Raw genomic sequence first — 21274 nt, 5'->3', positions numbered from 1 at the left:
CCGATCCTGCATCGCGATCTTGCACTTTCTGCCCCGACATTGGGGTGCATTACCGCTTAAATCGGCGACAGGAAGTGCAAGATCGGCGCGATCCTGATCATGGTGCCGCGCTGCGCGCGGCCGGCACGATTCGTGCGCCTGGTGCTGCGCGACGGTCTGCCGGGCCAGCATTGGTGCCCCGGCAGCCCGTGTGCACCCGGCTCAGTCGTCGGCGACGGCCACCGGCTCCGCGCCGATGCAGCGCACCTTCAACTCGTACTCCCGGGTTGGCCCCGCGAACGTGACCTCGACGTCGTCGTCCGGTCCCCGGTCCACGTCCCGGACCCGGTAACCCTGCGCGGGCGCCCAGGAGACGAGGCGTACGCCTCCAGCGCCGCACTCGGCCACGGCCGTGCCGCCCTCGGTGGCGAACCCCCGGCGGACCCCGGCGCTGGCGCTCGGTGCGGGCCCCGTCGTGCCCGGCCCGGCCGAGCCGGTGCTCGTCGTGCTTGGCCCGACTGAGCCGCTGCCCGTCGTGCCGGTGGGCACCGGCTCCGGCGAGGCGAGCGCCCGTTCGATCTCGGCCTCGCTGCGCACCCCGCCGGGAGTGCCGGTGATGCTCTCGCCCACCAGCCGGATCGCGCCCAACCCGATCAGGGTCGCCACGGCGGCGGTGGCCACCCACCCGGTGGCGACGAGGATCGAACGACGGCCCATCCCCTGACTATCCCCGATCCACGGTTGTCGCCGGCCCATCAGGGCACTAAGGCGCGGTTAACGCCTGCCCGGCTGGTGGGTCCTGTCATCGAGGTCCGCGGACTCCGCCGGGTGGCGGACGCCTGCCACCCGGGCGAGGCGGATCTTGGTCTCGTCGTCGGTGCCCGGGGCCGCGGTGAGGATCACGATCTTTAGCTCGGCGTCGCCGTCGGTCAGGACATCGCAGTCGACCCGAACGGTACCGACCGCCGGATGCTCGACGATCTTGCAGTCTTCCCGGTGCGCGGTGACCGTCGCGGCCGCCCACAGATCGGCGAACTGCTCGTTGCCCTCGGCGAGGTCACGGATCAGCTTCGCCAGGCGTCGATCACGGGGAAACCGGCCGGTGGCCCGTCGGAGGTCGGAGACGACTGCGGCGCTCGTGGCCTCGGCATCCAGGGAGATCACCGGCCAGCGTGACATCCCCGGCCCGTCGGAGTTCACCGGGAAGGTGTCGCGGGCGAAGTTGCGACGAACTGGCGGGGACGCGGAAGGGTCGCCCAGCAGAGCCGCCCAACTGTGGTTCCACCAGATCGCCTGCCAATCCGCGGCGAACACGGCGACGGCGGCGTCACCGAGGCGGCCCACCACCCGCTGCACGCCCGGCGGAATGTGATCGGAGATCGTTTCGTTTGTCGGCGCGGCCAGGTTGGCCAGCCGGAAGAGGTGGTCGCGTTCGGCGGACGTCAGTTGTAGGGCACGAGCGAGCGCGGAGGTCACCTGCGCCGACGGGGTGGTCGCCCGCCCCTGCTCCAGGCGCACGACGTAGTCGACCGACACCCCGGCAAGCTCGGCCAACTCTTCACGTCGCAGCCCGGCGGCTCGGCGTCCATGGCCGGCGGGCAGCCCGGTGGAGGCCGGCGACAGGCGGTCGCGCCAGGCACGGATCGTCGCCCCCAGTCCCGGAGCCTGCGTCATCACGCCCCTATTGTTTCGCACCCCACCCCGATGAGGGTGGTATCGCTTGTCCTACCGTCGCGACGTCCCTGGCACCTGCCTGCGCGGCGGCAAACGATGGGTGCATGACGATCACCTTCATCACCGGAGCCAACAAGGGGCTCGGTCGCGAGACCGCCCGCCGCCTCATCGAGATGGGCCACACCGTTCTCGTCGGCGCTCGCGACCCCGAGCTGGGCGCTGCGGCGGCAGACACCCTCGGAGCCCGTTTCGTGCGGATCGATGTCACCGACGACGAATCGGTCACGGCCGCGGCCGCAGACGTCGAGAAGCACGAGGGCCGCATCGACGTGCTGATCAACAATGCCGGCGTCCACGGGCCGTTCGGTGACCCGAGCGAGTTGACCGGCGATGACCTGCTCGCCGTCTTCGACGTCAACCTCGTCGGTGTGGTGCGGACGACAACCGCGTTCCTGCCGCTGCTGCGCCGCTCGTCCGACCCGGTGATCATCAACGTGAGCAGTGCGATGGGCTCACTCGCAGCCACCCATGACCCAACGCGAGCCGAATCGGGTGTCATCGCCCCGGTCTACACGTCGTCGAAGGCAGCGCTGACCATGCTGACCACCCAGTACGCCAGGGCGCTGACGGACATCCGGATCAACGCCGCCGACCCCGGTTACACCGCCACGGACCTCAACGGAAACAGCGGTCCGCAGACCGTCACCGAGGGCACCGACGCCATCGTCGCCCTGGCCACCGAAGGGCCGGGGCACCGCTCGGGCCGCTTCGTCGAGCGCCACGGCGAGATCGCCTGGTCCTGATGGCGAACCGCTAACCTGCCAGGTGTGGCCCGCCTGCTGCTCATCGAGGACGACCTGACGATCCGTACGCCGCTGATCCGGGCGTTGCGGGAACGCGGCCACGCGGTGGCCGCCGCCTCGACCGCGATGGCCGGCCTGCGCGACGCCCTGGAGGATCGGCCCGACCTCGTCGTGCTCGACCTGGGCCTGCCCGACCTGGACGGCCGCGAGCTGCTGCGGATGCTGCGCGCGGTCAGCTCGGTGCCGGTCATCGTGGCCACCGCCCGCGACGACGAGGCCGAGATCGTCCGGGTGCTCGACGCGGGCGCCGACGACTACGTGGTCAAGCCGTTCACCGCCGCGCAGCTCGACGCCCGCGCCCGGGCGGTGCTGCGGCGGGGCCCGGCGGGCACGGACGGGCAGGACCCGTCGCTCGTCGTGGGCGGGCTGCGCGTCGACCCCCGGTCCCGACAGGTCACCCTGGACGGGACGGCGGTGGAGTTGACGCCGCGCGAGTTCGACCTGCTGCACCACCTGGCCGGCCGCCCCGGCCAGGTGGTCACCAAACGTGAACTGCTCACCGAGGTCTGGCAGATCCCGTACGGCGGCGCCGACAAGACCGTTGACGTGCACCTGTCCTGGCTGCGCCGCAAGCTGGGGGAGAACGCCCAACAGCCGCGCTACCTGCACACCGTGCGCGGGGTCGGGGTGCGTCTCGAGGCACCGGCGGCGCAGCCGTGAGGGGCCGGCTCGCCCTGCTGGTCGCCGCCGTCAGCGTGCTCACCCTCATCGCGTTCCTGGTGCCGTTGGCACTGCTGGTCCGGACCGTCGCGGAGGACCGGGCCACCGTCGCGGCCACCGCCGACGCGCAGAGTCTGGTGCCGGTGGTCGGCACCGCCGACGCGACGACGATCCGACTCACCGTCGAGCAACTCGCCGTCGAATCCGGGCGACCGGTGAGCGTCTTCCTGCCGGACGGTTCGGTGCTCGGCGCGCAGACCCCCCGTACGCCGGCGGTGGCCCTGGCCGCGCGCGGGCAGAGCCTCACCGGGGAGTCGGCGGCCGGCCGGGAGGTGGTCATCGCCGTGCAGGGTCGGACGGACGGGACCGGGGTGATCCGGATCGTGGTGCCGCGACACGAGCTGACCGCGGGGGTCACCCGGGCCTGGTTGGTGCTGGCCCTGCTCGGTGTGCTGCTGGTGCTGATCGGTCTGTTGGTCGCCGACCGGCTGGCCCGTAACCTGGTCCGCCCGATCAGCGACCTGTCGGCCGTGTCGCACCGGCTGGCCAACGCCGAGCTGGACGCCCGGGTCACCCCGGCCGGTCCGGCCGAGCTGCGCGAGGTGGCCGGAGCGCTCAACCATCTCGCCACCCGCATCCAGGTGCTCCTGGTGCAGGAGCGTGAGCAGGTCGCCGACCTGTCGCACCGGTTGCGTACCCCGTTGACGGCGTTGCGCCTGGAGGCGGAGTCGTTGCGCGACCCGGACGACGCCGCCCGGATCACCACCGCGGCCGACGGGCTCGAACGCGCGGTCACCGGGCTGATCCGGCAGGCCCGGTGGCGTCACTCGCCGACGGCGCAGCCGGCCACCTCGGACGCGGCGGCGATCGTCGCCGACCGGGTCGCGTTCTGGTCGGTGCTGGCCGAGGACACCGGCCGGGCCGTCACCCTCGACCTGGTTCCCGGCCCGCTGCCGGTGGGTGTGGCCGCCGACGACCTGGTGGCGGCCGTGGACGCCCTGCTCGGAAACGTCTTCGCGCACACCCCCGACGGGACGCCGTTCGCCGTCCACCTCACCCGCGACGCGACGGAGGTGGTCCTCACCGTGGCGGACGCCGGCCCCGGCCTGCCGGTCGGGGCGATCCGGCGGGGCGCCAGCGCGGCCGGGTCGACAGGTCTCGGCCTGGACATCGCCCGACGCGCCGCGCAGGCCGGCGGCGGCAGCCTGGAGTTGCGGGCCGGCCCGACCGGCGGGGCGCGGGTGCTGCTGCGGCTGCGCCCACCGACGTCGCAGCGGGAGGGTTAGGCGCGGTGACGTCGGGTAGCTGCCAGCTATGGCGCGGTATACGAAACCCGAGCTCAGAGAACAGATCAAGGAAGAGGTCAAGGCCTCCGACAAGGGTGGCAGGCCGGGGCAGTGGTCAGCGCGCAAGTCACAGTTGGTGACTCAGGAGTACAAGAAGCGCGGCGGGGGATTCCTGGGCGAAAAGGACGAGCGGCAGAAGTCGCTCCAGCGCTGGGGCAATGAGAAATGGCAGACGAAAGAGGGCGACACCCGCGCGCGCAATGGCGACACGACGAGCCGCTACCTGCCCAAGAAGGCCTGGGACGAGATGTCGGACAGCCAGAAACGGGCGACCGACACCAAGAAGCGTGCCGCCTCCCGATCCGGCAAGCAGTACGTCGCCAACACCGGCCCGGCGAAACGGGCGCGTCGAGACGCCACCACGGCCGGCCGGATGTCAGAGATGTCGGTCGCCGAAGCCGCCAAGCTGGTCCGTGGCCTCGACACGCGGCAGCTCAAAACCGCGTTGCGCAACGAGCACGCCGGCAAGGACCGTAAGACGCTCGTCCAGCGGCTCGAAGCGGAACTCAACAGGCGCGGCTAGCCCGCACCCGCACGGCTGAGGTCGAGCAGGTCAGGTTGCCTGGCCTGCGACCTCGAAGCCCGCCGAGGTGATCCGGTCGTCGTCTCGGCGGCGCAGGATCTGCACCTCGGTGGTGGCCTCGGTGTCGGTCAACGGCAGCACTGCCACCGAGGCGGGCACCACGGCGGCGATGCTCGCTGGCGCGATCGTCACCCCGAGGCCGGCCGCGACCAGGTGCGCCACAGTGGCCCAACTGGTGGCGTCCTGGACGATGCGCGGGGTGTAGCCGGATTCCAGGCACGGCCGGAGATTGCGCTGGTAGGCCCGCTCGCCGGCCACCCGTGGGAAGAAGACGAACGGGTCGTCGCGCAGCGCCACGGCGTTGATCGCGAGGCCTCCCGCGTGCGGGTGGTCGGGCGGCAGGACGGCGACGAAGGACTCGGTGGCGAACGTGGTGCCGACCAGGTCGTCGTGGGCGTCCGCGTCACGAACCACGCCGAGATCGACCTCGCCGTTCAACAACCGGTCGACGATGTGCGCCGTGTACGCCTCGTGCAGCCGTAGGTGGACGGCCGGATGGCGTTCGCGGAAACGACGGATCGGCCCGGCCAGCCCGAGCGGGATCGCCGAACTGACGAAGCCGATGTCGAAGCGCCCCTGCTCCCCGCGCCCGATGCGCCCCGCCTCGTGCACGTCGTCGGCCACGGCGGCCAGCACCCGCCGGCACCGGTCCAGATATGTCTCGCCCGCGGGCGTCAGTGCCACCGATCGGGAGGTGCGAACGAACAGCGGCGTACCGATCATCGCCTCGAGTTGGCGGATCTGCTGCGACAGTGGCGGCTGGGCCATCCGCAGCCGCACCGCGGCTCGGCCGAAGTGCAGCTCCTCGGCGACCGCGACGAAGTAGCGCAGGTGGCGCAACTCGGGTTCCATACCTCAAGAATACGAATGACCCCGAACAAGATATTGGACGTTCGAATAGCGGTGGCCGGAGAATCGAACCATGAACCCGAGCACGCTCACCGTCACGTCCATGACGACCGCTGCGGAGGCCGAGGCCTTCCGGACGCTGAACGAAGAATGGATCTCCCACTTCTTCACCATCGAGGAGTCGGACCGCAAGACGCTCGGCGACCCGTTCGCCGCCATCGTCGACCCGGGCGGCGACGTGCTGATCGTCCGCGACGGTGGAGAGATCGTCGGCTGTGTCGCCCTGGTCCGCAACTCGGACGACGTCTTCGAACTGTCGAAGATGACGGTGGTCCCGGCAGCGCGCGGCAAGGGCCTCGGTCGGCAGCTCATCGAGGCGGCGATCAATCGTGCCCGTCAGCTCGGCGCGACCACCCTGTTCCTGGGCAGCAGCACCAAACTTGCGAACGCCGTGCACCTCTACGAGGCTGCCGGCTTCCAGCACGTCAGTCCGGAACAGATCCCGCTGCCGCCGTACGCCCGCGCCGACGTCTTCATGCGGATGGCGCTCTGATCATTTCCGGTCGAGGCGCACCCTCAGGGCTCCGTGCGCGGCGCACGCCAGCGCCGGCTTAACCCCGTCTTAGCGTTCGGACAGCGCGGTGCTATCCCACTTCAGCCGATCCTCAGAGTCGACAACAGGAGTTGACATCCGAGGAAAGGTGGACACCACGATGAAGCGCACCAACCTGCTTCTGGCGACGGTCGGCGGGTCGGCGGTGCTGGCGGTGGCCGGGGTCGCGCTCGGCGTCAACGCCGTGGGCGACACGCGGGCCGGCGGCACAGCACTCGCCGCGGCCACCGTCGCCCCGACGGCCACGGACGCGCCGGAGGCCGGCGCGACCACCGCCGCGCCGGGGACCAGCGGTACGCCGTCAGCAGGCGCCTCGTCGGGTACGCCGAGCGGTACGCCGCCCACCGGCACCGCGCCGGCGGGCAGCGCGGTCGACGAGAAGCGCGCCGGTGAGATCGCACTCGCCAAGGCCGGTGGCGGTCAGATCGTCGAGGTCGAATCCGAGCAGGAGAACGGCCGGCCGGTGTGGAGCGTCGAGATCGTCGCTGGTGAGACCGAGCACGAGGTGGACATCGACCGGGACAACGGCTCGGTGGTCAAGGCCGAGCAGGAGCCGGTCGACAACGACGCCGACGACAACGACGCCGACGACAACGACGCCGACGACGCCGACGACGACGACGACGACAACGACAACGACGACGACTGACCGTCCGCTGCCGCCGCCCGCCCCGGGGGATCCCCCGGGGCGGGCGGCGGCTGGCGTCGTGGCGCGGGGGCCCGGTGCGGCGGCCTCAGATGGCGACGCGTTGCTCCTGGACCGTCGGCTGGTCCTGGTCGAACTGGGTGCGGTACAACTCCTGATACCGGCCACCGGCGGCGAGCAGGTCGCCGTGTCGCCCACGCTCGACGATCCGGCCGTCTTCGACGACGAGGATCTGGTCTGCCGCCCGAATGGTGGAGAGCCGGTGCGCGATGACCACACTCGTCCGGCCGGCCAGGGCTTCGGCGAGGGCCTCCTGAACCGCGGCCTCGGAGGTCGAGTCGAGGTGCGCGGTGGCCTCGTCGAGGATGACCACGCGCGGACGGGCCAGCAGCAGGCGCGCGATGGTGAGCCGTTGCCGTTCCCCGCCCGACAGCCGGTACCCGCGTTCACCGACGACCGTGTCGAGCCCGTCGGGAAGCGAGCGGATCAGGTCGTCGAGGCGGGCACGCCGGAGCACCTCCCACATCTCGGCCTCGGTGGCGTCCGGCCGAGCGAACGCCAGGTTGGCGCGGATGCTCTCGTGGAAGAGGTGCCCGTCCTGGGTGACGACGCCCAGCGCCGTCCGGATCGACTCGGCCGACAGGTCGCGTACGTCGACGTCGGCGAGCCGCACCGCGCCGTCCTCGACGTCGTAGAGGCGGGGGACGAGCTGCGCGATCGTCGACTTGCCCGCCCCGGAGGAGCCGACGAGGGCGACCATCTGCCCCGCCTCGGCGCGGAACGACACCCCGTGCAGCACCTCATCGCCGCCGCGGGCATCGAGCTTCACCACATCTTCCAGAGACGCGAGCGACACCTTGTCCGCTGACGGGTAGCCGAACCGTACCCCGTCGAACTCCACCGCGACCGGCCCGTCGGGGAGCGGCCGGGCGTCGGGCCGGTCGAGGATCAGCGGCTTGATGTCGAGGATCTCGAACACCCGCTCGAAGCTCACCAGCGCGCTCATCACCTCCACCCGGGCGCTGGCCAGCGAGGTCAGCGGCGCGTAGAGACGCGACAGCAGCAGCGCGAGGGCGACCACGGTCCCGGCGTCCAGGCTGCCCCGCAGGGCGTAGAGACCGCCCAGCCCGTAGACCAGGGCCAGCGCCAGCGAGCCGACGACGGTGAGCGCGGTGATGAAGACCCACTGGAGCATGGCGGTGCGGATGCCGATGTCCCGCACCCGACGCGCCCGCGCCGCGAACTCCGCCGACTCGTCGGCCGGCCGCCCGTACAGCTTGACCAGGGTCGCGCCGGGTGCCGAGAAGCGTTCCGTCATCCGGGTGCTCATGGCCGCGTTGTGCTCGGCCGCCTCACGCTGCAACTGGGCGAGCTTCGCACCCATCCGGCGCGCCGGGAGGACGAAGATGGGCAGCAGCACGAGCGCCAGCACCGTGATCTGCCACGAGAAGCTGAGCATCACCGCCAGCGTCAGTGCCAGGGTGACCGCGTTGCCGACCACCCCGGACAGGGTGTCGCTGAAGGCACGCTGCGCGCCGATCACGTCGTTGTTCAGGCGGCTGACCAGCGCACCGGTGCGCGTGCGGGTGAAGAACGCCACGGGCATGCGCTGCACGTGGTCGAAGACCGCCGTGCGTAGCTGGACGATGAGTCCCTCGCCGATGCTGGCGGACAGGAACCGCGTCACCAGACCCAGGCCGGCTTCGGCCAGGGCGATCACGGCGATCAGCACCGCCAACCGGATCACGACGCCGCTGTCGGCACCGTCCACGATGGCCTCCACCACCCGTCCGGCGAGGACCGGTGCCGCCACCGTGAGGACAGCCGTCACCACGCTCAACAGCAGGAACCTGACGATCAGAGACCGGTGCGGGCGCGCGAACTCCACGATGCGCTTCAGGGTGACACGGGACAGTGGTCGTTCTTCCTGCGCGTTCATCGCGTGGTGCAGAGACGTCCACGCGGCAAATTCCATGCTCATGCATTACCTCCGATACCAGAGGTTAGGACCTCACCCGAGATTGAGGTCAAGTCACCGCGCCGGGCGTTCCCGCTCGGCACGTGACCGGAGATGGGCTAGGCGTCGCGGCGCAGCGTGAACCAGAAGGTCGGCACCGAGTTGGTGCCCGGTGTGACGTCGAGTAGTTCCCAGCCGCGGAACCTGGCGCGGAGCTCGTCGGCCGTGACGCCTGCGGCCCACGATGTGACCTCGGGGATCGGAGCGCCGATTGGCTCGGGGCCGTACCCGAACATCAGCAACCGTGCTCCGGGAGCGGCGCGGTGGGTGAGCCCGGCGGCGTAGGCGTCGCGGCGGTGTAGCGGGACCCCGCAGTAGCAGCTCAGGTCGAAGAACAGGTCGAAGGGGCCCGGCACGTCCAGCTCGTCGAGGCGGGTGGCGTCTCCGTGTAGCACCCGTACCGCCACGCCCTCCGCCGCGGCCTTCTCCCTGGCCTGGTCGACGGCGCGGTCGATCAGGTCGACGGCCGCCACCTCCCAGCCGTGCCGCGCGAGGTAGGTGGCGTTGGTCCCGGTGCCGCAGCCGAGTTCGAGGGCGCGGCCGGGCGGCAGCGCCCCGGGCCCTTCTACCAGGTCGACCAGCTCGGGCGGCGTCACGCCGGTGTCCCACGGCGGCTTGCCGGTGCGGTAGTAGCGCTCCAGTGCGCGGTGGACGGACTCCTCCTCCGGGTCCTGCTGCGTTGAGTCCAGGTCCGGCTCTGGCCTCTGGATGGCGTGGGGCTGGTTCATCGTCTCCTCCACAAATGTAGAGTTAAACTCTAACGTTGTGCTCTAAGAAAATCGACCCGCAAGATGAACGAGGTCAAGCAGCCGGACAAGCGAGTGCTCATATTGGTCTCGGAAGCGCAGTAATCGGGACCGCCAGTGACGGCGCCACCCCCGCGATCGTGCAACCTGCCCTGGGCGACATCCCCTCGACCGCCATGACCGACCCGGCCGTGGGCAGCGGGGAGTTGCCCGTTACCGAGGTTCTGGCAGCGGCATCGTCCCGGTCGAGGGTGGCTGTGTCGTCGCCCGAGGCATGGCCGAGCGGCGGTGTGGGGGAGCGGGCGGACCGCGTCAGGCGTCGGGCTGCGGCTGGCCGGCGACGCCCTCGACGCCGGAGCGGGGCTCGAGAACCACCACCGCGGTTTCGGCGGGACGCAGTGCCGCGAGGGCGTCCAGGTTGGTCTCGACGTCGCGCCAGCGGGTCCACAGGCGGACCCGCTCATCCCCGGCCGCGGCACGTCCAGTGACCAGCCGCCGCCCGTCAACCAGGTCGACCGTCGCCTCCGGATGGGTGCGCAGGTTGAGCCACCAGGCGGGCTCACCCTCACCCCAGCCGTTCATCGCCAACGTGAACAGGTTGGGTCCATCCTCCAGGTACGCGACGATGACACCGCGTTGCTGACCGGTGCGGCGACCGGTCGTGGTCAGCCGCAGGGTGCCCCACCGGTCCGGGCGGGGTTGCCAGAGCCCGACTCGGCCGCGAAAGACCCGATAGAGCCCCCGGTGCACGGACCAGGCCGTCCGGATGAACCAGCGCGGCGGCAGCCTCGGCTTCTTTGCGCGGTCCTCGGTCGACACGACGGCCTCCACACCTGCTCGGCGATGGTACGAACAGAATGCCAGCCGCGCCCCCGGCGCGGAATGGTACGCGTGGTGATCGTTGGACGCCAGGTCACGACGTGTTCGGTACCGTTGCCGAGCAGTGTGCGTGGACACTGTCGAGATCCTGGTTGAGTGGTGGGAGTGGGTGGTGGCTGTGTGGGCGGTAGGTAAGGTCATCCGGTTCGACGAGGCACGTGGTTACGGCTTCATCGCGCCAGCGAAAGGTGGCGAGGACATTTTCGTCCACGCCAACGACTTCGGCGAGCAGCGGCACCTGGTGCATCCCGGCATGCGTGTCGAGTACGAGGTGGAGGCCGGCGACCGTGGTCTGAAGGTGGCGGCCCTGCGGATCGTCGAGCCGGTCGCGGGCGCCCGCCCGGAGGGGGTGCCGGACGTCGTGCCGACGCGGACCGGGCCGACCGGTGAGGATGACGGGATGTGCGACGTCCTGTCGCCGCGCGAGTTCACCTACGAGGTGACGGAGTTGCTGATCGAGCGGGTGCCGACGCTGACCGCGGCCCAGATCTCCGCGATCCGGCAGCCGCTGGTCGACCACGCCAGATCGCACGGCTGGGTCGAGAGCTGAGCCTCTGGCCCGTTTGGTTCACCGGTGCCGTGCTGTCGTCATCGGCGTTCGGGTGCGAACGGCACCCGTAGGTCGATGCCCCGACGGGTGACGGCCAGAGCCTCACCAGGAGCTTGGCCGCCGCGTCGGTGAGCGGGTCTGGGCGCACGCCGAGTGCCTGCTCGGCGACTCCGGCGGCAGCCGCGCGGAACGACGCCGCCGCACCGAGGAACTCCTGGCCGAATTTCTGCCGCTCGACGACCTCAGACGCGACGAGATGCTCCTGCGGCACACGTTCACCGCGGCGGCCCGTACTCGTCAGTCGTTGCTCGTCCACGCCGAGGCGATCCAGCAGGCCCTGGACGAGTTGGTTCAGCGATGGAGAGTGTCCGCCTCCGTGCCCTGCTCGACGGGCTGGGGCCGCAGGCCGTGATGTTCCCACGGCGTTTCCCGCCGGGCCTGTTGCGCGAGGTTCTGCGCCGTCACCTGGACTCGCTCGTCGGCGCGCCGGACCGCGCGGCCGAGTAGGGTCCGCCCGCTTAGGCCTGTTTCGTGAGGGCGGCCAGTTCTTGTGAAACCGGCCTAAGCGTCTCTGCGCAGATAGGTCTCGGCCAGTTGACGGAGGCGGATCCGGTCGAAGCTGCGCCCGTGGCCGGGATGGACGATGGACACGTCGAGGTCGGCGAGAGACTCCATGCTGCGTCGGTAGTCGGCCACATCGGAGTTCGGCAGGTCGTCGATCAGCGCGCCCTCGTAGATGATGTCGCCGGAGTACAAGGTCCCGGTGCGCTCCTCCAGCAGGGCGATGCTGCCCGGGGTGTGGCCGGGGAGGTGCAGCACGGTGAGTTTTCGCCCGCCCAGGTCGACGTGGTCGCCGTCGTCGAGCAGGCGGTGCAGGGTCATGGGTGCGATGCGGTAGCTGGCCGGGTCGTAGTCGGGATCGGGCAGGACGTCGATCATCAACTCCGGGACGGGGTCGCCCGCCGCGTCGATCCCGAGCTTGTCGAAGAGTTCCGCGCCGTACAGGCTCGCCGGCACGCCCGCCGTCAGGAGTTCCGCCTCGGCAGGGTGTGCGGCCCGGTCCGCGAACTCGGCCGCCCCACCGACATGATCCAGGTGCGCGTGGGTGAGCAGGACCATCGGATCGCGCTCGAACATCGCCGGGAGCGCCTCCCGGAGGGCGACGACCCCGAGCCCGGCATCGATCACCACATCGCGATCGTTGCCGCGCAACCACCAGAAGTTCGCCGACAGGAGCTCGTTGACGTGCGGTTCCGAGAGTCGGGTGACACCGCTACCGGCCTCGACTCGGGTGTACCAGTCGACCATGTCGGCAAGTGTGCCAGTGCGGGATCCCGTTTTCGTGCCCGCCGGTTCGGCCACCCCACCGACCAGCGGCAGCCCTAAAGCCGTGTGGTCAGCGTCGAGGCGGGGTCGCGTACGGGGGACGGCTCAGGGCGCCGCGCGGGCGGCGCCCTGAGCGTCTGCGTCAGCCGATGCGGAACTGCTCGCCGTAGACGGCGAACGCCAACGGCGTGTTGAGGTTGAGGTTGCCGTTGTTGAGGAACACCCGCTGGGCCGTGTCGACGCGGGACGTGTCCGAGTGGGCCTCCTCCTTCTTCATCTCGATGACCCGCTCGTCGAGGAAGACGTTGAGCCAGGTCCGCTCGTCGCCGCCCTGCGCCGGGGGCTTCGCGCGGGCGAGGGCGCGGCTGCGGATCTGGCGCATGCCCTCGTACCCGTGCATGACCGCCGCGTCGTAGTAGGCGAACTGACCGAGCGCCCGAACCTGGTCGTTCTTGCCGTCGCGTACCGAAGGGTTGAAGTAGACCCGGTCCCGCTCGGCCTCCTGGGCCGCCCGGAACACCGAGTCGTTGGCCGCCGTCCGCCAGTCGCGGGGGAAGTTGGGGTCGAGGCCGGCGTGCGACGCGGTGCCGTTGACGGCGCGCAGCGCCGGTAGGTAGCCGGCCAGCACGTTGCCCGGCTTGGTGTTCGTGTACGCCTGCACCAGTTCGAGCATGTCACCGGTGCCGGAGCAGAAGCCGATGATGCCGGCGGTGTAGCCGCGACCGTCGCCGATGTCCTCGATGTAGGAGAACTGCGCACGCCAGTCGAGCGACGAGTTCTCCGCGGCCGAGACGAGCTGCATGGCAACGTCCTTCTTCGCCGGGTCGTCGAGGTTGGTGCCGGCCGGGACGGTGGCGGTCGGCGTGGGGGTGGGTGTGCCCCCTCCGGGCAGCGTCCACCGCTGGTTGCTGGTGCCCCCGCAGGTCCAGATCTGCAACCGGGCGCCGTTCGCGGTGCTCCGGTCGGTCACGTCGAGGCACTTGCCCGAGGCGGTGTTGACCAGGGCGCCGTTGCTGGCCGTCCACTTCTGCGCGCCGGTGTTGTTGCAGTCGTACAGTTGGATCTTGGCGCCGTTGGCGGTCGACGCGGCGGTGACGTCCAGGCACTTGCCGAGCGCGCGGATCGAGTTGTCGGTGTTGCCGACGGTCCACGTCTGGGCCGCGCTGCCGTTGCAGTCGTAGAGCTGGACCGCCGTGCCGTTCGCCGGATTGGCCCCGGCGACGTCGATGCACCTGCCGCCGAGGCCGGTGATCGGGCCGGCGGTCGCGGCGCTGGCCGACGGCAGGCCATAGCCGACCGCCGCGACGCCGGTCAGCAGGGTGCCCACGACGTAGGCGGCTGTTTTCTTGCGCACCATGGTGTTCCTCGGGGAAGGGGCGGCATGCCGCCGGCCGGTCGGTGCCCGGCGCGGCGATCGGCCACGGCGGGCACCACGAGAATCTGGAAATTGTATTAACAGATATCAGTACGTCGGGTCGCCGTCAATCGACGAGCGCAGGCCGTCACGACGCATGTTCATCTCGTTGTCGACGGGCGTTGGGTACGAGGACGGCTGCCGAGGTGCTCGGCCCCCGGACCACCCAGTTAGATGGCCTGAGCAGTGCCGCGTCCCGGGCGAGACGACCCGGGACGGCACCGACACGCAAGGAGCGCTCCATGGCAGTCCACCTCCGCCGTACCCGGTCTCTGGGGGTCACGGCCGCCACCGTCCTCGCCGTGGCGGCGTTGTCCGCCTGCGGTAGCGCGGACGCCGACCCGGTCGGCACGCCCAGCGTCGCCGCGCCGACCGGGGCCGCGCCGACCGGGGCCGCGCCGACCGGGGCCGCGCCGACCGGGGCCGCGCCCACCGGCGTCGCGGCCCCGGCGGTCAAGGGCAAGCTGCGCGGGTACGGCACGGTGCGGCAGCTCAGTGGGGCCGCGGACCTGGTGGTCCGGGGTGCGGTCGAGGCGAACGGGTTCCGGGTGGACGAGGTGCTGCGCGCGGCGAACGGATCGTCCGTGGGGGCCGGGACGCGGATCACGCTCGCCAGCCTGGATCGCGGCGTGGCCGACATGGCCCAGATGTCCACGCTCACGGCCGGCCAGGTCGTGGTGCTCTACCTCGCCAGGGACCCGGCGGCCCCGACGTTCCGGACGCTCAGCGGCGACTTCGGGGTCTTCGACGTGGCCGGGGCCGGCGACGACGCGGCCGCGGTGTCCCGATCGCAGGCCATGGCCGTCAGCGGTCTGGTCACCGAGGACCCGGCGGCTTCCGGCCACGGCTTCCGCACCACCCTCGGCCAGCTTCGCACCGTCGCCGGCCAGGCGAAGTAGGACGACCGACGCGGACGGCACCCCGGGGGAGGTGCCGTCCGTGCGGTCAGTGCTCGCGGTAGGTGGCCAGGTCGAAGTCGGCGTACACGCCGTCGCCGCCGAGATCCTGCACCCACAGGCCGACGAACGCCCCGGTGAAGCCCCACGCGGCCGGCTCGCCGTCGATGATCAGTGCGGCGTGCTCGTCGGACAGGATCGTCGCGTCCAGGTCGACCGGGAGCCGCTGCCAACCAGCGCCGAGGTCGTACTCGAAGCCCACCACCGGCCCGTCGAACACCGCCCGCAGACCGACCCGGGTGACCCCGCTGGCGTCGACGGTCAGCTCGGGGTGCGGGGTGCGTCGCCCGTTGTCGGAGCTGAGCAGCTCCAGCACCGTCCGCCCGTCGTCGGCCCGGGTCAGGTAGAGGTGGTGCCAGTTCAGCGTGTTGTAGTAGGCGGTGATCCCGGCGAGCTGACGGTGGTCGACCGGGTCGAACTCCACCACCGTCTCCAGGGAGCAGTGCGTCGCCTCGACGCGTCGCGCGACCAGGCTGGGGGCCTGTCGGCCGACCGGTGACTGCCCGCCGTGCACGCGCAGGTGCGACGGGCGCGACCGTAGGTCGATCCAGTCGTCGGTGGCCGGCCGGCGTAGCGTCGACCAGCACAAACCCAGCTCGGCGGCGTCGAAGTGGTCGGTGTCGGGCTCTGCCGGCCACGGATGCGCGGGCAGGTCCGGCGCGACGACCTCGTCGGCGGGCACCCCGCCGGGGATCCGGGGCCAGCCATCCGCCGGCCACTCGACCCGCTGGATCGCGGTCTCCCGGCCCAGCACGCAACTGCCCAGCGGTGAGTAGGGGCGACCCACCAGGTGGGCCAGATACCACTCGCCGCCCTGGGTGCGCACCAGACTGCCGTGACCGGCCTTCTGCAACCGCAGGTCGGGCCGGCCCACCGAGCTGAGCAGCGGGCCGTCCGGGTCCACCTCGTACGGCCCGAACAACTCCCGGGATCGCGCCACGGTGACCTGGTGCTCCCAGCTGGTGCCGCCCTCGGCGGTGATCAGCCAGTACCAACCGTCGTGGCGGTACAGGTGCGGACCCTCGGTGACCCCGACCGGGGTGCCGGTGAACAGGATGCGGGGCCGGCCGACCAGGCGGCGCGCGGCCCGGTCGTACTGCTGGATCTCGATGCCGCCGAAGCGGTCCCGGCCGGGTCGCCAGTCCGCGCTCATGCTCAGCAGCCAGGTGGTGCCGTCGTCGTCGTGGAACAGGGCGGCGTCGAAACCGCGCCCGTGCAGCTTCACCGGATCCGACCAGGGGCCGGTGATGTCCTCGGCGGTGACCAGGAAGTTCTGTGGGTCCCAGTAGCCGCTGGCGAAGCTGGCCACGTCGCTGTAGACGAGGTGGAACTGACCGTCGTGGTACGTCAGGTCGGGTGCCCACACGCCGTTGGAGTCACCACAGCCGCGCAGGTCGAGCAGGCGGCGGTCGGTGATGATCCCACCCAGGGTGCGCCAGTTCACGAGATCACGCGAATGGTGCACACGCACGCCCGGATACCACTCGAAGGTCGAGGTGGCCAGGTAGTAGTCATCGTCGACGCGAAGGATCGACGGGTCCGGATGGAATCCGGCGAGGACAGGGTTGCGGATCGACCGGGCAGCGGTCACCACGTTAGCGATGTCGGTCGACACGAGGGCTCCTCTGGACGACTGTCTGAAACTTCCGGAAACTTGCGGTCCCGGATCACTGGAAGTCCTGCCTACGCTAGCCGGTCTTTTCGCAATAGGACAGAGGTCTTGACCGTTGCGGCCACAGCTCGTAGCGTGCCGGCCATCGACCGGTAATACCGGCGAAGCAATGAAAGTTCCGGAGATCCATAAGTCCCACCCGCCGGCTCGGCCGGCGTCCGAGCACCCTGTGAGTCCCCGAAGGGATGGATCATGACTACGCACCTCTCCCGCCGAACGCTGCTCGGCCTCGCCGGTGCCGGCGCCGGTGCCTACCTGCTGAGCGCCTGCAGCGGTGACGACAAGTCCAGCGACCCGAACGCGCCGCAGACCATCAACTGGTGGCACATCCAGAACACCGACCCGTTGCTGCCCGTCTGGGCGGCGATCGCGAACGAGTACAAGACGGCGCACACCAACGTCACCTTCGACATCCAGCCCCTGGAGAACGAGGCGTTCAAGGCCAAGCTCACCACCGTCACCCAGGCTGGCGACCCGCCGGACCTCTTCCAGTCCTGGGGCGGCGGCGTGCTCAAGCAGCAGGTCGATGCGGGCCTCGTCAAGGACCTCACCGACGACGTGAAGCCGTGGATCGGCGGGTTGCTGCCCGCCGCCATAGAGCCGTACACGATCGACGGCAAGATCTACGGCGTTCCGTTCGACATCGGCATGGTCGGTTTCTGGTACAACAAGGACCTCTTCACCCGCGCCGGAATCACCGCCGTCCCCACCACCTGGACGGGTGTGCTCGACGCGGTCCGCAAGCTCAAGGCCGCCGGCATCACCCCGATCGCCCTGGCCGGTAAGGACAAGTGGCCGGCCCACTTCTACTGGTCCTACCTCGCGATGCGAATCGGCGGCAAGGACGCGCTGCAGAAGGCCGTCACGGACAAGAACTTCGACAGTCCCGACCTCGTCGCCGCCGGCGACCGGCTCAAGGAACTCGTCGACCTGCAGCCCTTCCAGAAGGGGTTCCTCGGCGCCTCGTACAGCTCACCCGACGGACAGGCCGCCACCATGGGCAACGGTGGCGCCGCCATGGAACTCATGGGGCAGTGGGCGCCGGCGACGCAGGCGACGAGCTCCACCAGCAAGAAGGGCATCGGCGACAAGCTCGGCTTCTTCCCGTTCCCCGCCGTCGACGGCGGGAAGGGCGCAGCCACCGAGGTGTTCGGCGGCGGCAATGGCTTCGCCGTCGGCAAGAACGCGCCCGGGGCCACCGTCGACTTCCTGAAGTTCCTGCTCAGCGCCGACAACCAGCGCACGGCCACGAAGACCGGCGCGGTGCTACCGACCGTGAAGGAAGCCGCGTCGGCCATCACCGACCCCAACGCCAAGACCGTGGCGGACACTCTCGCCAGCTACACCGGCTTCCAGCTCTACCTCGACCAGGCGTACGCGCCGGCGCTCGGTTCACAGATCAACGACAGCGTGGCCGAACTCATCGCCGGCAACAAGTCGCCCGCGCAGGTCGTCAAGGACATCACGCAGGTGGCGAAGACCGTCTGACCGTGCTCTCCCACCCATCCGTAGCCGGCCGCAAAACCCCAGTGGAGTAGGCATGACCACGCCATCGACCGTGTCGGACACCAGGCGCGGCGACACGGCGACGGACCCGCCGGCACCGGGGCCGGGCACCGCGCGTCAGCGCGGCCGCCAGCCCCGGCCGGGCCGCGGCGGTGTCCTCGCCATCTTCCTCACACCAGCCCTGGTGCTGTTCCTGCTGCTGGTCATCGCCCCGATCCTGGTGGCCGGCTACGGCAGCCTCTACAAGTGGAACGGCTTCGGGCTGCCGGAGAATTTCATCGGGCTGGACAACTACACACGCGCCTTCCAGGACCCGACCTTCCGTGGCGACCTGTGGCGCGGGTTCGTGCTGGTGCTGCTGTCGCTGGCCGTTCAACTGCCCGCCGCGCTGGCCCTGGCCATGTTGCTCAACCAGCCCCTGCGGGGCCGCGCCGTCTACCGGCTGATCTTCTTCGCCCCGTACGTGCTGTCCGAGGTCACCACGGCCGTCCTGTTCACCCTGGTGTTCTCACCTAACCGGGGCCTGGGCGAGGCGCTCTCCGGGTGGCTGAGTGCCGATGCCGGCGCCGTCTTCGCCGACCCGGACACCGTGCTGTTCGCCGTCTTCCTGGTGGTGTCCTGGAAGTACTTCGGCCTCTACATGATGCTGTTCCTGGCGGCCCGACAGGGCATCCCCAAGGAGCTCTCGGAGGCTGCGGTCACCGACGGCGCCACCGCCTGGCAGGCGTTCCGACACGTCACCCTGCCCCTGCTCGGCCCGACGATCCGGATCAGCGTGTTCCTGTCCGTCATCGGCACCATCCAACTGTTCGACATGGTCTGGGTGCTCACCGGTGGTGGCCCGATCCACTCCTCGGAGACCATGGCCGTGACGATGTACGAGTACGGCTTCCGCCGCTTCGAAGTCGGCTACGCCAGCGCGATCAGCATCATCATGTTCCTGCTGAGCCTCGTCTTCGCCCTGCTCTACCAGCGGATGGTCCTGCGTCGGGACACTGCGGGCGCGATCACCAACCAGGGAGGCCAGCGATGACCGCCAGGATCAGTCGCGCCCAGCGGACCCGCAGCATCGTGCTGCACCTGATCTGCGTGGCCGTCGGCGCGCTGATCGTCGTACCGGTCTGGTTCGGGGTGCTCGGCGGCTTCAAGGACAACGGTCAACTGTCCACCAACCCGCTGGGCTGGCCCGACCCCTGGGTGGGCAACTACGTCGACATCCTCGCCAACGGGTTGTTCTGGCGACAGCTCGGCAACAGTGTGCTGATCGCCGTCAGCAGCACCGTCATCGTCGTCGGCGCGGCGGCGATGGCCGCGTTCGTCTTCGCGCGCTACGCGTTCCGGGGCCGCGAGTTCCTGGCGACCCTCTTCGCGATCGGCCTGATGTTCCCGTTCGCGGTGGCCATCCTGCCGCTGTTCATCCTGCTGCGCGGCATGGGCCTGCTGGACAACCCGCTCGGCGTCATCCTGCCCCAGGCCGCCTTCGGGCTGCCGATCACCATCATCATCCTGCGCCAGTTCTTCCGCACCATCCCGGCCGAGGTGGAGGAGGCAGCTGTTCTGGACGGGTGCAGTTCCTTCGGGTTCTTCTGGCGGGTCCTGCTGCCGATGGCCCGTCCCGCCCTGGCCACCGTCTCGGTGCTGGCGATCGTGACCAGCTGGAACAACTTCATGTTGCCGCTCGTCGTCTTCAGCGACCAGAGCTGGTGGACGCTTCCCGTCGGGGTCCAGGCCTTTCAGGGCCAGTACGCCGACGACACCGCCCGGGTGCTCGCGTACGTCGTGCTGTCCATGATCCCGGCCCTGGGCTTCTACGCCGTGGCCGAACGGCAGCTCATCGGGGGCCTCACGGGCAGCGTCAAGGGGTGACACCGCACCACCGCGAGCAGACCTGAAGCCTCTCGGCAGACGAAGGAGCGACCGTGGGCGCGGAGAACGGCCGAAACGTCACCATCGCGATGATCGCGCGGTTGGCCGGTGTCTCGGTGCCCACGGTCTCCCGGGTCATCAACGGGCGATCCGATGTCGCCCCGGACACCCGGGAACGCGTCGAGGCGTTGCTCAACCGGCACGGCTACCGTCGCCGGTCGCCGGCCCGGCGCACCGACGCCGCCCTCATCGACCTGGTCTTCAACGACCTGGACAGTCCGTGGGCCGTGGAGATCATTCGTGGGGTGGAGGACGTCGGCCAGAGCAGCGGCGTCGGCACCGTCGTGTCGGCCATCCACTGGCGCATCTCCTCGGCCAAGCAGTGGCTCGACAACATGCGTACGCGCTCCACCGAGGGCATCATCTTCGTGACCTCGATGGTGAACCCACCGTTGCAGGCCGAGCTGCGCCGCCTGCACCTGCCGGTGGTCATCATCGACCCGGCCGGCGTCGACCCGCAGGAGTCGCCCACCATCGGCGCCACCAACTGGGCCGGCAGCCTGAGCGCCAACCAGTACCTGATCAGCCTCGGCCACCGCCGCATCGGCTTCATCGCCGGGCCACCGCACCTGATGTGCAGCCGGGCCCGGATGGACGGCTACCGGGCCGCGCTCGGCGCCGCCGACATCCCCGTCGACGACGCCCTCATCCGCCCCGGCAACTTCTACCACGAGGCCGGATTCAGCGCCGGTACCCAGTTGTTGGCTCTGCCCGACCCGCCCACCGCCATCTTCGCCTCCAGCGACCAGATGGCGCTCGGCGTCTACGAGGCGGTGCGCAAACGCGGCCTGCGGGTGCCCAACGACGTCAGCGTGGTCGGCTTCGACGACCTGCCCGAGGTCCGGTGGTGCTCCCCGCCGCTGACCACGGTGCGTCAACCCCTGGCCGAGATGGGCATGCTGGCCGCACGGACCGTGCTCCGCCTCGCCGCCGGCGAGAGGACCGAGAGCCCTCGGGTCGAGCTGGCCACCGAGCTCGTCGTCCGCGACAGTGCCGCACCACCCCGGTGACATCAGCGCCCGGCGACAGGCCCCTGATCAGGCCTCGCGGAGGGCGTCGTCGACGCGGT

The 21274-nt window shown here is 70.4% G+C and carries 22 protein-coding genes; 13 read left to right on the top strand and 9 right to left on the bottom strand.

All coding sequences use genetic code 11. The features are described from left to right. Window positions 1-201 precede the first annotated feature (201 nt). Both ACFYPM_RS10270 and ACFYPM_RS10265 read right to left on the bottom strand, forming a co-directional pair. On the bottom strand, window positions 202-696 hold the full coding sequence (locus ACFYPM_RS10270; protein WP_387193623.1) for a septum formation initiator: 495 nt from the start codon (window positions 694-696) through the stop codon (window positions 202-204). A 57-nt stretch (window positions 697-753) separates the two neighbouring features. After that, window positions 754-1653, bottom strand: coding sequence for a helix-turn-helix transcriptional regulator (locus tag ACFYPM_RS10265; protein ID WP_387194434.1), 900 nt, complete (start codon window positions 1651-1653; stop codon window positions 754-756). Window positions 1654-1757: 104 nt separating this feature from the next. Between ACFYPM_RS10265 and ACFYPM_RS10260 the strand changes: the two genes are divergently transcribed. Genes ACFYPM_RS10260 through ACFYPM_RS10245 form a run of 4 tightly spaced genes read left to right on the top strand, consistent with a single transcriptional unit; the run spans window position 1758 to window position 5045 of the window. Next, on the top strand, window positions 1758-2456 hold the full coding sequence (locus ACFYPM_RS10260; protein ID WP_387193620.1) for an SDR family NAD(P)-dependent oxidoreductase: 699 nt from the start codon (window positions 1758-1760) through the stop codon (window positions 2454-2456). Between the two features lie 24 nt (window positions 2457-2480). Then, window positions 2481-3176, top strand: coding sequence for a response regulator transcription factor (locus ACFYPM_RS10255; RefSeq protein WP_387193618.1), 696 nt, complete (start codon window positions 2481-2483; stop codon window positions 3174-3176). After that, the gene (locus ACFYPM_RS10250) at window positions 3173-4462 is read left to right on the top strand and encodes an ATP-binding protein (protein ID WP_387193615.1); all 1290 of its coding nucleotides are present in this window, start codon (window positions 3173-3175) and stop codon (window positions 4460-4462) included. The genes ACFYPM_RS10255 and ACFYPM_RS10250 overlap by 4 nt, the downstream gene beginning before the upstream one ends. A gap of 28 nt (window positions 4463-4490) precedes the next feature. Next, the gene (locus ACFYPM_RS10245) at window positions 4491-5045 is read left to right on the top strand and encodes a DUF5872 domain-containing protein (protein WP_387193612.1); all 555 of its coding nucleotides are present in this window, start codon (window positions 4491-4493) and stop codon (window positions 5043-5045) included. Between the two features lie 30 nt (window positions 5046-5075). Here the strand turns inward: ACFYPM_RS10245 and ACFYPM_RS10240 are convergent, their stop codons facing one another. Continuing rightward, window positions 5076-5957, bottom strand: a complete 882-nt coding sequence (locus tag ACFYPM_RS10240) for a LysR substrate-binding domain-containing protein (RefSeq protein ID WP_387193609.1) — start codon at window positions 5955-5957, stop codon at window positions 5076-5078. Window positions 5958-6057: 100 nt separating this feature from the next. Here ACFYPM_RS10240 and ACFYPM_RS10235 point away from each other — a divergent pair, with 100 nt between their 5' ends. Further along, entirely contained in the window at window positions 6058-6507 is a 450-nt protein-coding gene (locus tag ACFYPM_RS10235) for a GNAT family N-acetyltransferase (protein ID WP_387193606.1), read from the top strand. A gap of 160 nt (window positions 6508-6667) precedes the next feature. Beyond that, on the top strand, window positions 6668-7216 hold the full coding sequence (locus ACFYPM_RS10230; protein ID WP_387193603.1) for a PepSY domain-containing protein: 549 nt from the start codon (window positions 6668-6670) through the stop codon (window positions 7214-7216). Between the two features lie 85 nt (window positions 7217-7301). On the opposite strand, the gene ACFYPM_RS10225 is transcribed toward ACFYPM_RS10230, so the two are convergent. From ACFYPM_RS10225 to ACFYPM_RS10215, 3 genes are all read right to left on the bottom strand, one after another. Further along, entirely contained in the window at window positions 7302-9194 is a 1893-nt protein-coding gene (locus ACFYPM_RS10225) for an ABC transporter ATP-binding protein (RefSeq protein ID WP_387193600.1), read from the bottom strand. 95 nt (window positions 9195-9289) lie between these two features. Next, complete coding sequence (locus ACFYPM_RS10220; RefSeq protein WP_387193597.1) at window positions 9290-9958, bottom strand: class I SAM-dependent methyltransferase; 669 nt, start codon at window positions 9956-9958, stop codon at window positions 9290-9292. 330 nt (window positions 9959-10288) lie between these two features. Further along, window positions 10289-10795 (bottom strand): nitroreductase/quinone reductase family protein, encoded by a 507-nt coding sequence (locus ACFYPM_RS10215; protein ID WP_387193594.1) that lies wholly within the window; start codon window positions 10793-10795, stop codon window positions 10289-10291. A 130-nt stretch (window positions 10796-10925) separates the two neighbouring features. Between ACFYPM_RS10215 and ACFYPM_RS10210 the strand changes: the two genes are divergently transcribed. Both ACFYPM_RS10210 and ACFYPM_RS10205 read left to right on the top strand, forming a co-directional pair. After that, window positions 10926-11405: a cold shock domain-containing protein gene (locus ACFYPM_RS10210; protein ID WP_387193591.1), complete on the top strand. Its 480-nt coding sequence runs from the start codon at window positions 10926-10928 to the stop codon at window positions 11403-11405. Window positions 11406-11762: 357 nt separating this feature from the next. Further along, the gene (locus ACFYPM_RS10205; protein WP_387193588.1) at window positions 11763-11912 is read left to right on the top strand and encodes a TetR family transcriptional regulator C-terminal domain-containing protein; all 150 of its coding nucleotides are present in this window, start codon (window positions 11763-11765) and stop codon (window positions 11910-11912) included. Window positions 11913-11966: 54 nt separating this feature from the next. Here the strand turns inward: ACFYPM_RS10205 and ACFYPM_RS10200 are convergent, their stop codons facing one another. Together ACFYPM_RS10200 and ACFYPM_RS10195 are read right to left on the bottom strand one after the other, a co-directional pair. Further along, the gene (locus ACFYPM_RS10200) at window positions 11967-12713 is read right to left on the bottom strand and encodes an MBL fold metallo-hydrolase (protein WP_387193585.1); all 747 of its coding nucleotides are present in this window, start codon (window positions 12711-12713) and stop codon (window positions 11967-11969) included. Between the two features lie 160 nt (window positions 12714-12873). Continuing rightward, window positions 12874-14088, bottom strand: a complete 1215-nt coding sequence (locus ACFYPM_RS10195) for a chitosanase (RefSeq protein ID WP_387193582.1) — start codon at window positions 14086-14088, stop codon at window positions 12874-12876. 299 nt (window positions 14089-14387) lie between these two features. Between ACFYPM_RS10195 and ACFYPM_RS10190 the strand changes: the two genes are divergently transcribed. Continuing rightward, window positions 14388-15044, top strand: a complete 657-nt coding sequence (locus ACFYPM_RS10190) for a hypothetical protein (protein ID WP_387193579.1) — start codon at window positions 14388-14390, stop codon at window positions 15042-15044. 46 nt (window positions 15045-15090) lie between these two features. On the opposite strand, the gene ACFYPM_RS10185 is transcribed toward ACFYPM_RS10190, so the two are convergent. Then, a complete protein-coding gene (locus tag ACFYPM_RS10185) occupies window positions 15091-16716 on the bottom strand; it encodes a glycoside hydrolase family 43 protein (RefSeq protein ID WP_387193576.1) in 1626 nt (541 codons plus the stop codon). 249 nt (window positions 16717-16965) lie between these two features. Here ACFYPM_RS10185 and ACFYPM_RS10180 point away from each other — a divergent pair, with 249 nt between their 5' ends. Genes ACFYPM_RS10180 through ACFYPM_RS10165 form a run of 4 tightly spaced genes read left to right on the top strand, consistent with a single transcriptional unit; the run spans window position 16966 to window position 21215 of the window. Next, a complete protein-coding gene (locus tag ACFYPM_RS10180) occupies window positions 16966-18261 on the top strand; it encodes an extracellular solute-binding protein (RefSeq protein ID WP_387193573.1) in 1296 nt (431 codons plus the stop codon). Window positions 18262-18313: 52 nt separating this feature from the next. Beyond that, on the top strand, window positions 18314-19312 hold the full coding sequence (locus ACFYPM_RS10175; RefSeq protein ID WP_387193570.1) for a carbohydrate ABC transporter permease: 999 nt from the start codon (window positions 18314-18316) through the stop codon (window positions 19310-19312). Continuing rightward, a complete protein-coding gene (locus tag ACFYPM_RS10170) occupies window positions 19309-20145 on the top strand; it encodes a carbohydrate ABC transporter permease (RefSeq protein WP_387193567.1) in 837 nt (278 codons plus the stop codon). Before ACFYPM_RS10175 ends, ACFYPM_RS10170 begins: the two co-directional genes overlap by 4 nt. A 53-nt stretch (window positions 20146-20198) precedes the next feature. Then, window positions 20199-21215: a LacI family DNA-binding transcriptional regulator gene (locus ACFYPM_RS10165; RefSeq protein ID WP_387193564.1), complete on the top strand. Its 1017-nt coding sequence runs from the start codon at window positions 20199-20201 to the stop codon at window positions 21213-21215. The last annotated feature ends 59 nt before the right edge of the window (window positions 21216-21274 follow it).

The sequence above is a fragment of the Micromonospora sp. NPDC005203 genome (assembly GCF_042872705.1).
GTDB lineage: Bacteria > Actinomycetota > Actinomycetes > Mycobacteriales > Micromonosporaceae > Micromonospora.
The sequence above is the reverse complement of the archived record's forward strand: the minus strand, read 5'-3'. Positions and strand labels throughout refer to the sequence as shown.